At 68.2% G+C, this 12380-nt stretch carries 12 protein-coding genes; 2 read left to right on the top strand and 10 right to left on the bottom strand.

What is annotated here, in order from left to right; genetic code table 11:
- Positions 1 to 25 precede the first annotated feature (25 nt).
- The gene (locus tag ABD907_RS11840) at positions 26 to 448 is read right to left on the bottom strand and encodes a winged helix-turn-helix transcriptional regulator (RefSeq protein WP_345216460.1); all 423 of its coding nucleotides are present in this window, start codon (positions 446 to 448) and stop codon (positions 26 to 28) included.
- A 111-nt stretch (positions 449 to 559) separates the two neighbouring features.
- On the opposite strand from ABD907_RS11840, the gene ABD907_RS11835 reads away from it, so the two are divergent.
- Positions 560 to 1240: an SDR family NAD(P)-dependent oxidoreductase gene (locus ABD907_RS11835; protein ID WP_345216459.1), complete on the top strand. Its 681-nt coding sequence runs from the start codon at positions 560 to 562 to the stop codon at positions 1238 to 1240.
- 96 nt (positions 1241 to 1336) lie between these two features.
- Here the strand turns inward: ABD907_RS11835 and ABD907_RS11830 are convergent, their stop codons facing one another.
- From ABD907_RS11830 to dnaB, 4 genes are all read right to left on the bottom strand, one after another.
- Positions 1337 to 2284 (bottom strand): phosphotransferase, encoded by a 948-nt coding sequence (locus ABD907_RS11830; RefSeq protein ID WP_345216458.1) that lies wholly within the window; start codon positions 2282 to 2284, stop codon positions 1337 to 1339.
- 8 nt (positions 2285 to 2292) lie between these two features.
- Complete coding sequence (locus ABD907_RS11825; protein WP_345216457.1) at positions 2293 to 2934, bottom strand: class I SAM-dependent methyltransferase; 642 nt, start codon at positions 2932 to 2934, stop codon at positions 2293 to 2295.
- 1099 nt (positions 2935 to 4033) lie between these two features.
- Positions 4034 to 4648 (bottom strand): hypothetical protein, encoded by a 615-nt coding sequence (locus ABD907_RS11820; RefSeq protein WP_345216456.1) that lies wholly within the window; start codon positions 4646 to 4648, stop codon positions 4034 to 4036.
- 134 nt (positions 4649 to 4782) lie between these two features.
- Complete coding sequence (gene dnaB / locus ABD907_RS11815) at positions 4783 to 6144, bottom strand: replicative DNA helicase (protein ID WP_345216455.1); 1362 nt, start codon at positions 6142 to 6144, stop codon at positions 4783 to 4785.
- 301 nt (positions 6145 to 6445) lie between these two features.
- Here dnaB and ABD907_RS11810 point away from each other — a divergent pair, with 301 nt between their 5' ends.
- The gene (locus ABD907_RS11810; protein WP_345216454.1) at positions 6446 to 7822 is read left to right on the top strand and encodes an MATE family efflux transporter; all 1377 of its coding nucleotides are present in this window, start codon (positions 6446 to 6448) and stop codon (positions 7820 to 7822) included.
- A 106-nt stretch (positions 7823 to 7928) separates the two neighbouring features.
- Here the strand turns inward: ABD907_RS11810 and rplI are convergent, their stop codons facing one another.
- The 5 genes from rplI to ABD907_RS11785 form a co-directional block, all read right to left on the bottom strand.
- Entirely contained in the window at positions 7929 to 8381 is a 453-nt protein-coding gene (rplI, locus tag ABD907_RS11805) for a 50S ribosomal protein L9 (protein ID WP_345216453.1), read from the bottom strand.
- Between the two features lie 17 nt (positions 8382 to 8398).
- Positions 8399 to 8635: a 30S ribosomal protein S18 gene (gene rpsR, locus ABD907_RS11800; protein ID WP_345216452.1), complete on the bottom strand. Its 237-nt coding sequence runs from the start codon at positions 8633 to 8635 to the stop codon at positions 8399 to 8401.
- 52 nt (positions 8636 to 8687) lie between these two features.
- Positions 8688 to 9239, bottom strand: a complete 552-nt coding sequence (locus ABD907_RS11795) for a single-stranded DNA-binding protein (RefSeq protein ID WP_345216451.1) — start codon at positions 9237 to 9239, stop codon at positions 8688 to 8690.
- A gap of 43 nt (positions 9240 to 9282) precedes the next feature.
- On the bottom strand, positions 9283 to 9570 hold the full coding sequence (gene rpsF, locus ABD907_RS11790; protein WP_345216450.1) for a 30S ribosomal protein S6: 288 nt from the start codon (positions 9568 to 9570) through the stop codon (positions 9283 to 9285).
- Positions 9571 to 9970: 400 nt separating this feature from the next.
- Positions 9971 to 12271 carry a transglycosylase domain-containing protein gene (locus tag ABD907_RS11785; RefSeq protein WP_345216449.1) on the bottom strand — a complete coding sequence of 767 codons (2301 nt, stop codon included), beginning with the start codon at positions 12269 to 12271 and terminating at the stop codon, positions 9971 to 9973.
- Positions 12272 to 12380 lie beyond the last annotated feature (109 nt).

The following is a 12380-nucleotide window of genomic DNA, read 5'->3' as shown; positions in this document are numbered from 1 at the left end:
CGGAGCGATGAGCGGCAGCGACGTGTCAGCCTGCCGTCGCGCTGACGGTGGCCTTGCCTCGGCCGACTCCGGTCAGCTCGCTGGCGGCCCGGTTGCTGGCGATCTCACCGTGGTGGGTGGCGGCCCAACCAGCCATCGCCGTCACCGCATCCATCAGGGAGCGGCCCAGTTCCGTCAGCGCGTACTCCACTCGCGGTGGGACCTCGGCGTACGCGGTCCGCGTGATCAGTCCATCTCGTTCGAGGTGCTTGAGCGTCTGGGTCAGCATCCGCTGGGAGATCCCGGGGATGCTCGCCTGCAAGTCGGAGTAGCGCAGCGGGCCGGCGCTCAGGGTGCTGATGATCAACACCGTCCACTTGTCGCCGATGCGATCGAGCACCTCGCGGATGAAGGCGCTGTCCTCCGGCCATGCCTGGCACGGACCAGTGATCCGTCGCGCTGACGCCATCCCATTTGCCTCTCGTCCGGTGTGCAACCGCACTACCAGTATGAAACACCCGATCGTCGACCACACACCAATCCACGACTACGGCTCAATCCTCCCGAAAGGAATACCGCTGTGCCCACCATCGCCATCGTCGGGGCCGGATCCGGCCTCGGACTGTCCATCGCCAAGGCCTTCGGCAGCCACGACTTCTCCGTCGCGCTCGTCTCCCGGACCCAACAGAAGCTCGACGCCCTCGCCACTGAGGTGAACGAGGCCGGGATCGAAGCCGCCGGCTTCGCTGCCGACGTCATGGACCCGACCTCGGTCGCCGCCGCCTTCGACCGGATCAAGGAACGCTTCGGAGCCGTGGATGTCCTGGAGTACTCGCCCGCCCCGCACACCCCCGTCCCTGGCCTGACCAACTCGACCCCGCTGGAGGCGGACAGAACAAACATCCAGCCGCAGATCGACTACTACCTCTACGGCGGGATCGCGGCCACCGAGCAGGTGTTGCCCGCCATGATCGAGCGCGGCAACGGCACCATCCTCTACACCACCGGCGGTACATCCATGGACCCACTTGCCGGGCCCACCGAGTTCACTACGACCACCATCGGCAGCGGTGCACTGCGCAGCTATGCGCTGAAGCTCCACCAGGCGACTGCGGACACCGGGGTGTACGTCGCCCACGTCCCGATCTTCGCCTGGATCGGCTCCGGCGGCCCCGACACACAGCCCGACACCATCGCCGAGCACTATTGGAGCATCCACAACACCCGCGACGGCGCAGAGCAGCCCTACGTCGCTCTGTGACAGGACGCTCGACTGGAAGGTGGCTGCCGATCCAGAACTTCATGACCTGTCTGACACCTTCGCCTGTCCCGACCTGACCACGGGCCGTCAGGACACTCAGCGTGCATCTCGAAGCCAGCGGTCGGCTTCGGCGTACCAGCCGAGGCCGAGCATCTCCCAGGCGATCAGGGGCGGAAGCCAGGCGTGCTCGACATCGGTGAGGGGACGGCGATCGGTGTAGCTGTCGATGAGGAGCCGTTGAGCCTCGGACGAGATCGGCTGCCAGTCGTGGTACCAGGTGCCGAGCAGGCAGACGGTGTTGGCCAGGTCGATGACCGGTAGGTCGAGGCGGGCCTCCTCGAAGTCGAGCACGCCGCTGATCTCCGTGCCGTTCCAGAGGAGGTTGGCGCCGCGAAAGTCGGTGTGCACGGGCTGCCGGTCCGTCGGTTCGGGTAGCTCGACGATGCGCCGGTCGAGCCGATCACGCAGGTCCCGGGGCACCGCATTGGCTCCTTCCTCCGGCAGCGCCCACAGCTCGCCGCGCCTGCCCGCCACCGGTCCGACGTTCTCGAGCCACGCTGCGTCCGGCCAGGCCGCGAGCTCAGTGTGCAGCGCCGCCAGCGTGCGACCAGCCGCGCAGACCTGATCGTGTTCCGTCGCCGCAAGCAGCGTCCCGGGCAGGACGGGTTGGGTCCCCACGGATCTGCCGTCCCGCAACAGCTGTCGATCGCCACCGACGGACACCAGCGGCCGGGCCACCGGCTGGCCCCGGTCGGCGAGCCAACCAACCATGGCGGCGCGGGATGCGAGCCAGTCATGCGCCGCCGCCAGCCGGCAGACCTTGATCATCAGCCGTCCGTCGGGGGTGGTCACCCAGACCATGAGGTTCTGCGCACTGATGACCATCTTGTCGACGGCGCGAACCTCGATCCCGTACTCGCCGGCGAGCAGATCGGCGGCCCAGTCGGCCGCCGCGTCGGCGTCATCGAAGCCGAAGCGGCGGCGCAGCTCTGCGTCCGGGTCCGACCTCTCCCAGAGCATTTCCGGCGTCGGAGCGGTGATCATCGCTCGCCTCACGCCTGACTCCGCGCGAAGATGATCGCTCCCGGGACGCTCTCGTCCGGTCGCATGACCAGTTCGGCCTCCACGCTGAACCCAGCGTCACGAAGCCAGGCAGCGACCTGGCGCGGCGGGCGGTGGTAGCTGTCAACGTCGATCTGGCGCCCTGTGTAGCCCTCGGACGCGTGTCGCGTCTCGTCACCGACGTGAAAGCCGACCAGCAGCGGACCACCGGCGCGCAGCACTCGACGGAACTGGCCGAACACCCCGGGTACGGCGTGGTCTGGCACGTGGATGACGGACCAGAACGCGAGTACCCCGGCAACCGAGTCGTCGGCAAGGTCGAGGTCGGTCATGGTCCCGACCTCGAACGGCAGGTCGGGGTGGTCGCGGCGCGCGATGGCGATCATCTCGGGTGAGAGGTCGATGCCGAACGCATCCGCTCCGAGGTCGCGGAGGTATGCAGTCACGTAGCCGGGCCCGCAGCCGACGTCGGCGACTGGACCGCCTCCGGCATCACGCACCAGCTCGGCGAACAATCCCAGGCTCGCGCGTAGATACGGCTTGTCGTCGAGCAGGCCACGCACCTTTTCGGCGTAGCCGGGGGCGTCGGTGTCGTACGACGTACGCGTGTCGGAGAGCCAGGCGCCGGGCATGGGCGACACGTTAGCCGACTGGTTGCACCCGTAGGCCGTCCGGCGACGTAGCCCGGGTTGGGGGACGCTGCGCGTCAGCCGGTCACCGTCGGCTCGACGCCGCGCACCTGCAGGTGCACGCCACTGGCCTGGCACCGAGCCTGCCCGCGCCGATCACCGCGCCACAGTCCTCGCACACTCCATACGTGCCGGCGTCCAGCCTCTTCATGGCGACATCGATCTCCGCCAGGTGGTGCTCCGCCTGCCGGACGAGCACTCCGACCTGGGAACGCTCGAACGCGAGCGTCGGTCCTTCGGGTCGTGGTCGTCGTCGGCGTTGGTGTCACGCGAGGAGGAAGCCATGGCGCGTCCCTCGATGCTCGCTTCGCGCGAAGATAGCTGCCGCGACGCGGCCGCGCGCCACCGACATGATGGGACGACGACCTGTCAGTCTGTTGACGGCATGTACGACAGCTCGGCCGACGACTGCTGCGACACACTTCACAACGCCCGTCCCGACGGGAGACCGGATCTCGTGAGATGCCCTCAACCTCGAAGGTGTCGGCACCCCGCCGAACGCCTGCTGCGGTAGCCCTTGCACTCGTCGCACTCACAGCCATCGTCCTTGCCGCCCCGGTCCTCTTGCTGATTCTCGATGAGGGTGCCGTACCACCACGCTCGGACGTCCCTGACCTGCCGGACGACGTGAGAGTCACACACGAAGAAGTGCTCTGTGGATCGGGAGGCTGCTACCGCGACCTGACACTCGAAGGGCCGCCGGACCACACCCCGGCGCAAACCGCCGCGAGCATGGGATCACCCCAGCAGACATGCAGCGCGCGCAACCTCCTCGACCGGCGCCGGGTATGCACCCACGTCGAGATCATCCAAGACGCGGTTCACCTGTACGTACAGTTCCAACGGCCACGCTGGACTTCTTGAGGCCGCCCCCGGGGTACAGCACCGAAAGGGCGGCAAGTGCCGACGCGTTGCCGCCTTGGTCATGAGACTCCGCGAGCCGTCGGCGCCGGGGTCGGGGTCGGGGCCGGGGTCGGGGTCGGGGTCGGGGTCGGACAGAGCTGAGCGCCAGCTGCAGTGCCGCGCCAATGCCGCGCGCGGCTCACCCGATCGAGTTTTCGCCATCGATGTAGGACTGGCAGAGTGCCTCGTCGAACTCGCCGTCTGGGAAGAGCTGCTCGAGTGTGGGGTCATCGATCTGGGAGCAGATCGGGCCGATGGGACCTTCGCCCCCCTCGCTGCGCTCACCCGGCTCCGCCCCTGACACCAGCGTGACGACGACGGCGTTGTCCGGACCGTGGCAGGTCGAGGCGTGGCCCGGCTCCTGGCTTGAGGAGCTGTTGCACTCCCAGTCGTCGATCGTCACGTACCCGCCGCTGCCCTCTGGCGGGCTCGGCGGGTCGTTGTAGTACGTGTCGAGCAGGTCTTCGGCGAACGGGCAGGCGACGTCGCCCGTGACGATCTCGACCGTGAGTTCTTCTCCGATCACGGAGGTCACCGTGCCGCATGCTTGCGGCCCGATCGGCGCCGGCGGCTCGGTCGTGGCCGCCTCGCTCGTCTCGACGACCGGGCTCGGATCCGCGGTGGTCGCCGCGGCGTCCGGCTGCTGCGTCGTGGTGCTGCTCTCGCGAGGCGGCTCGGCCACGCCTTCCGGATCGGCGCAGGCAGCTATCACGAGCACGGCGGCCACCGTGCCGAGGAAACGCCGACCCTTCATGTCCGGACAGTAATGGACAACTGCGCGCTTGTACCCGGTTCGGTCGTCTCGCCGCACTGCTCGATAGCGGCCCGGATTGCAGAGATTGCGGCCGCAACTCCCGCGAGTGCAGGAGCAAGCGAACCCTGGCAGCCCTACCTCGCCATGTCGACGAACCGCGAGTAGTGACCCTGGAACGCGACGACGACCGTGTCGGTGGGGCCGTTACGGTGCTTGGCCACGATGATGTCAGCCTCGCCGGCGCGCGGTGACTCACGCTCGTAGGCGTCCTCGCGGTGCAGCAGCATCACCATGTCGGCATCCTGCTCGAGGCTGCCGCTTTCCCGAAGGTCACTCATCATCGGCTTCTTGTCGGTGCGCTGCTCCGGTCCACGGTTGAGCTGCGCCACGGCGATGACGGGTACCTCGATCTCCTTGGCGAGGAGCTTCAGCGCACGGGAGAACTCGGAGACCTCCTGCTGCCGGGACTCGACTCGCTTGCCCGAGGACATCAGCTGCAGGTAGTCGACAACGACGAGTTTCAGGTCGTGCTTCTGCTTGAGCCGCCGGCACTTCGCGCGGATCTCCATCAACGACATGTTGGGGCTGTCGTCGATGAACAGCGGTGCGTCGGAGACCTTGCTCATGGCCGTCGCCATGCGGGTCCAGTCTTCCTCGCGCATGTTGCCTTTGCGCATGTTCTGCAACGGCACCTGGGCCTCGGCGGAGAGAAGGCGCATGGTGATTTCCGTGCGGCCCATCTCCAGGGAAAAGATCACCGACGCCTGGTTGTTCTTGATCGACGCCGAGCGGCACACGTCCAGAGCGAAAGTCGACTTTCCCATTGCTGGCCGCGCCGCGACGATGACCATCTGTCCTGGGTGCAGACCGTTGGTCAATGCATCCAGGTCGGCGAAGCCGGTGGGAACGCCGACCATGCCCTCGCCACGGTCGGCAGCGGACTCGATCTCCTCCATCGTCGGGTTGATGGTGTCCCGCAGCGGGACGTAGTCCTCACTGGTGCGCCGTTCGGTGACGGCGTAGACCTCGGCCTGGGCGTTGTCCACGAGGGAGTCGACCTCGCCACCCTCGGTGGAGTAACCCAGCTGGACGATGCGCGTTCCGGCCTCGACAAGCCGCCGGAGGATGGCCTGCTCACGGACGATGCGCGCGTAGTAGCCGGCGTTGGCGGCTGTCGGGACGGACGAGATGAGGGTGTGCAGGTACGGCGCCCCGCCGATGCGACCGATCTCGCCACGCTTGCTCAGCTCGGCGGCGACAGTGACGGCGTCGGCCGGCTCGCCCCGGCCGTACAGGTCGAGGATCGCGTCGTAGACCAGCTCGTGCGAAGGGCGGTAGAAGTCGTTGCCGCGGAGCTCCTCGACGACGTCGGCGATGGCATCCTTCGACAACAGCATGCCGCCCAGCACGCTCTGCTCGGCGGCGACGTCCTGCGGTGGGGTGCGGTCGAACCCCTCGCGACCGTTCGTGGCCGTGCGCTCATCAGTGATCGTCAACCGATCTCCACCCCCTCGGGACTTCCTTCACCCTGGTCTATCGGTCACCACCCACACCGACGACCCGGTCCGGTGTCCATCGTGCGACCACGTGAGACTAGGCGGGCGTGCGGGGGATATCGAACTGGGGATGTGCATCCATGGGGCCTATCCTGTGGACGCCCTGTGGACTCTGCCCACAGGGTTGTGCACAGCCGGGGGAAAACTCTGTGGGTAACAACCGTGGCATTTCCCGGAACGGCCTGGTTCTGCCTCGCAGCGGGCGTGCACACACTGTGGACGGAAAGAGGAACGCACATCGGTGGATGACACGCCCGACTCCGTCGGCAACCCTGAGGGAGCACCTGAGGGACGGGCCCTTCGGGGCCGAGCGCTCGACCGGCAGATCCTCGCCCTCGGGGTCCCGGCTCTGGGTGCGCTGGTTGCCGAGCCTCTGTTCATCCTTGTGGACTCGGCGATGGTCGGCCACCTGGGTACCGCCCAGCTCGCCGGCCTGTCCCTGTCGTCCACGGTCCTGACCACCGCCGTCGGTGTCTTCGTCTTCCTGGCGTACGCGACCACGGCGGCCACCGCTCGACGGGTCGGTGCGGGTGACCGCGCCGGAGGCGTCTCGGCCGGCATCGACGGCATGTGGCTCGCGCTGCTCCTCGGTGTCGTCACCGCGGCCGGCCTGATGGCCGCCGCCCCCGCACTCGTCTCGGGCGCGCCGACCGGGGTCATCCCGCACGCCGTCGACTACCTGCGCTTCTCCGCCCCCGGCCTGCCCGGGATGCTGCTCGTGCTGGCGTCGACGGGGACGCTGCGCGGCCTGTTGGACACCCGGACACCGTTCGTCGTCGCCGCGTCCGGAGCCGTGACGAACATCGGCCTGAACGCGCTGTTCATCTATGGACTCGGCATGGGCGTCGCCGGCTCCGGGCTGGGCACCGCGGTCACGCAGACCGCCATGGCGGCCTGGCTCATCACCGTCGTCCTCAAGCGCGCCCGCGGGTACGACATCGACCTGCGGCCCCACGGCTCCGGGATCTCGGCGTCCGCCCGGGCGGGTATCCCGCTGCTGATCCGCACGCTGACGCTACGCGGCGCGATCGTCGTCACGATCGCCGTCGCCACCTCGCTCGGCGCCGTCACCCTGGCGGCCCACCAGGTCGTGTATGCGATGTGGGGATTGTCGGCCTTCGCTCTGGATGCCCTCGCCATCGCGGCACAGGCACTGGTCGGCCAGTCCCTCGGCGCCGGGGACCCGGCCCACGTGCGCGCGCTGCTGCGCCGCTGCCTGCAGTGGGGCACCGGGGCGGGTGCCCTCATCGGCGTGGCCTTCGCGGCTGCGGGCTGGTGGCTGGCGCCACTGTTCACGGGGGACGGCGACGTCCGCGTCGCGGCCGCCGTCGGGCTCGCCGTCATCGGTGCCTGCATGCCGGTCGCGGGGTGGGTGTTCGTGCTCGACGGCGTGCTCATCGGCGCCGGAGACGGCCGCTACCTGGCGTGGGCGGGGGTCGCCACCCTGATCGTCTACCTGCCGCTCGCCTGGGCGGTCTACGTGTTCGCCGCCGGAGGCGTGTCAGGTCTGGCGTGGTTGTGGCTGGCGTTCGGCGGCGGGTTCATGATCGCCCGCGCCGTGACGACCGGCGTGCGTGCCCGCGGCGACCGCTGGATGGTACTCGGCGCCGGCGGATGACCCGGGCTCGGACGCTTCCGTCGCGTCACCAGGCGACACAATCGAACGGCCCGGTCCCACCGGAAGTGGGACCGGGCCGTTCGGGTTCGATCAGCGACCGCGTGGCTCAGCGGCTCGGAACGACGTTGACGTCAATCGTCGCGCGGACGTCCTCGTGCAGGCGGACGTGCACCTTGTGCTCGCCGAGCGACTTGATCGGGGTCGGGACCTCGATCTTGCGGCGGTCGAGCTCCGGACCACCGGACGCCTTGACGGCGTCGGCGATGTCCTTGGCGGTCACGGCACCGAACAGGCGACCGCTCTCACCGGCACGCACGGTGACGGTGACGGACGCGGCCTGCAGCCGGTCGCGGATGTCGTGCGCCTCTTCGATCGTGGCGATCTGACGGGCGCGACGAGCGCCCTGGATCTGGTCGACCTGCTTCTGGCCGCCCTTGGTCCAGCGCGTGGCCAGGCCGCGGGGGACCAGGTAGTTGCGGGCGTACCCGTCCTTGACGTCGACCACGTCGCCAGCGGTGCCCAGTCCGGAGATCTCCTGGGTCAGGATCAACTTTGCCATCGTGTGCCTCCCTGACCTCAGCGAGCCGAGCTCGAGTACGGCAGCAGAGCCATCTCGCGGGCGTTCTTGACGGCCTTCGCGATCAGGCGCTGCTCCTGGACGGACACGCCGGTGACGCGGCGCGCGCGGATCTTGCCGCGGTCGGAGACGAACTTCCGAAGAAGCGCGGTGTCCTTGTAGTCGACGTTGTCGATCTTCGCCGACTTCAGCGGGTTCGCCTTCTTCTTGGGCTTGCGAAGTACGGGCTTCGCCATGGTGATGCTCCTCGATGTACGTGGACGGCTGGGCCGTCGCGATCAGTCTTGTCTAGAAGGGGGGCTCGTCGTTGAAGGCGCTCGTGCCACCCGTTGCCCACGGGTCGTCAGCCTGGCCGCCACCGGGGGCGTTGTACGCGCCCGCCTGCTGAGGCTGGCCGCCGCCCTGGTTGCCACCGAAGCCGCCACCCTGGTTGCCACCGCCCTGGTTGCCGCCGCCGAAGCCACCGCCACCACCGCGCGAGGCGCGGGTGACCTTGGCCGTGGCGTAACGCATGGAAGGACCGACCTCATCGACCTGCATCTCGACGACCGTGCGGCGCTCACCCTCGCGGGTATCGAAGGACCGCTGGACGAGCCGGCCCTGCACGATCACGCGCATGCCCTTGGTCAGCGACTCGGCGACGTTCTCAGCGGCATCGCGCCAGACCGAGCAGCGCAGGAACAGGGTCTCCCCGTCCTTCCACTCGTTGTTCTGACGGTCGAAGGTCCGCGGCGTCGACGCAACGGTGAAGCTGGCCACGGCTGCACCCGACGGGGTGAAACGCAACTCGGGGTCCGCCGTCAGGTTTCCAACGACGGTGATGACGGTCTCGCCTGCCATGCGTGTGCTCCCTGGGTTCGTGGTTGCTCGGCGAGCGTGATGCTCAGCGAGCGTCCGGGCGGATGAGCTTGGTGCGGAGAACGGCCTCGTTCAGGCCGAGCTGGCGGTCGAGCTCCTGGGCGACATCCGGCGTGGTGGTCATGTCGACCACCGCGTAGATGCCCTCGGAACGCTTGTTGATTTCGTAGGCAAGACGACGCTTGCCCCAGATGTCGACGTTCTCGACGGAGCCGTCGGTCTTGACGACCGAGAGCAGCTTGTCGAGCGACGGGGCGACCGTCCGCTCGTCGACCTCCGGGTCGAGGATGATCATCAGTTCGTACTGACGCATGCTATTAACCCACCTCCTCTGGACTATGCGGTCACGGTCTCTCCGTGACAGGAGGGTTGCAGCGTGCTGGCCTTTTCGCGCTGGGCGAGGGGCCAGCGGACCAGACTACCGTAGGGGCGCCGGAACTCGGTCAGCGACCCTCATCACAATCTTTGTGGACGACGGCGCACCCTGGGGATGGCAGGACGTCTCGCCGGATGTCACGCCGTCCTGCCGCCGAATCTTCTCGTCGATGGTGCTCCGTCGCGCCGACCGAGCCCTTGATGCCCGTCTACGCGCCCAGACGGCAACCAGGCCCTTGTTCGGCTGGCGAACAAGGGCCTGGTGCGCATTCGCGGCACCGGACGAGCACCAAGCGCTTGTTCGGCACTGGTCCGGCTCAGGCGACGGCGTGGGCCCGTCAGCTGGAATTGCCTGCGTCGCCGTCTCTGCCGATGATGCCCTCGACGGGGTTCTGGCGCTCTTGGTTTCCCGAACCGCCGTCCGCGTTCTCGTCCTCCTGCTCAGTCGGCGTAGGCGTAGGCGTCGGGGACGGCGTAGGCGTCGGAGTCGGCTCCTCGGTGGTCTCCTCCTCCGTCGACTCCTCGGTCGTCGGCTCCTCCGTGGTGGGCTCCTCGGTCGTCGGCTCCTCCGTGGTGGGCTCCTCGGTGGTCTGTTCCTCCGACGGCTCCTCCGGGGGCTCCTCGAACTCCGGCTCCTCCGTCACGGGCGGCGGGCTCCACACGGGCTCGGACCTCGGCGGGAACTCCTTGATCGGCATGCCCTCGGTGGCCACTGCCATGTAGTCACGCCAGATCTGCGTCGGGAAGGTGCTTCCGGAGATCGTCGAGACTCCCCCGAAACCGTCGAGCTCGTCCTCCAAGCCGCCCTCGCCGGTCTGGAACATCGCGACCGTCGTCGACAGCTGAGGAACAAACCCGGAGAACCATGCCGACCTGTACGCATTCGACGATCCCGTCTTGCCGGCTGCCGGCCGGCCGATCTCGCTCGCGGTGACACCGGTCCCGCGCTCGACCACCTGGCTCATCGCGTAGGTGGTGTCCGCCATGACCTGCTGCTCGAACACCCGCTCACCCTCGGTCTCGGCCGTGTAGATGGTGTTGTCTGTCGCGTCACGGACCTCGCTGACGATGTGCGTGTCGTGCCGGACACCCTGCGCGGCGAACGTCGCGTACGCCCTCGCCATGTCGATCGGGTGCGGCGAGGCCGGCCCGAGCACGTTGGACGGCGTCGGGTCGAGCCCGGCGGTGTCCTTCGGCAGACCGGCACGGTGGGCGACCTCGACCGTCTTCTGCGGACCGACCTCGACGTTCAGCTGGGCGTACACGGTGTTGACCGACTCCGCGGTCGCATCGACCAGATCGATGTAGCCGCGGTTGACCGGGCTGTCGAAGTTCTCGACCGGCTTGTCGTATCCCTCGATCTCCATCGGCGAGTAGCTCGGGTAGGTGTCGTCGAGCGTCTTCCCGTTCTCGAGACCGGCGACCAGCGCGAACGGCTTGAACGTCGAACCGGCCTGCGCCCGGTCCTGAGTGGCGTTGTTGCGCGGTTCCTTGACGTAGTCCGGTCCCCCGTACAGCGCGACGACACCGCCGGTGCTCGGATCGATCGAGGTCAGGGCGACGTGGTTGTTGTCCGGCCGGTCGTCCGGCAGGTTCTGCACGGCCTGCACCGCCGCGTCCTGGCTTCGCTTGTCGATGGTCGTGACGATGTCGAGGCCGCGGGTCTCGATCTGCTCCTCGGTCATGCCCGCGTCGTCGACCAGCTCCTTGCGAACCATCTGCAGCAGGTAGCCCTCGGGACCGCCATAGATGTTCTCGTCGTTGGGTTTGACCGTCTCCGGGAACTCGGCGGAGGCGCGCTCCTCCTGGGTGATCCAGCCGTCCTCCAGCATCAGATCCAGGACGCGGTTCCAACGCTGCTCCGCCTGCTCCGGGTGGCTGGCGGGATCCCAGTTCGACGGCGAGGGGATGATCCCAGCGATCAGTGCCGATTCGGACAGCGTCAGCTCGGACGCCGGCTTGCCGAAGAACTCCTCCGCGGCCATCTCGATCCCGTAGGCGCCGCGACCGAGGTAGATGGTGTTGAGGTAGTTCCCGAGGATCTCTTCCTTGGTCTGCGACTGGTCGATCTTCAGCGCAAGGATCGTCTCGCGGAACTTGCCGACGTAGCTGGTGGTGGTGTCCCCCACGTAGTACCGCTCGACGTACTGCTGGGTCAGCGTCGAGCCACCCTGGGTGGGCAGGCCACGCACGTTGTTCCACAGGGCACGGGCCAGGCCGCGCACGTCGATGCCGTTGTTCTGGTAGAAGCTGCCGTCCTCGGAGGCGATGACTGCCTGGGAGACGTGGTCCGGCAGGGACTCGAACGGCACGATGCGCCGATCGACCTCCGAGAAGGTGCCCATCTCGGTCTCGCCATCGGCGTAGTACACCGTCGTGGACTCGGCGAGTGCGAAGTCGTCCGGGTCGGGGACGTTGATGGTGGCGTACGCGAGCGCGAACACTCCGGCCCCCAGCGCGACCACCGTCAGGAACGCGCCGAGCACGAAGGGCCAGCCCGGCAGCCAGCGCCGAACGGGTCCCTTGCCCTTGCGCGGGTAGTTGACGAGCCGCTTCCGCGACCGTCCCGAGCCGGGGCGTCGGGACGACGATGCTCGTCTGGGCCGCTGAGGGCCCGAACGTGATGGGGTGCGTGCCACGCGATCTCAGCCTTTCAGGTGCCGGACACCCGCCTCAACGAGTGTGCGGCCTTCAGAGTGCCCGGTGAAAGTGCCGGGTGGGCGCGGCCCGATGCCGCAGCCAGCCAGG

The organism is Georgenia halophila (genome assembly GCF_039541595.1).
This window is presented reverse-complemented; position numbering and strand designations above follow the sequence as displayed.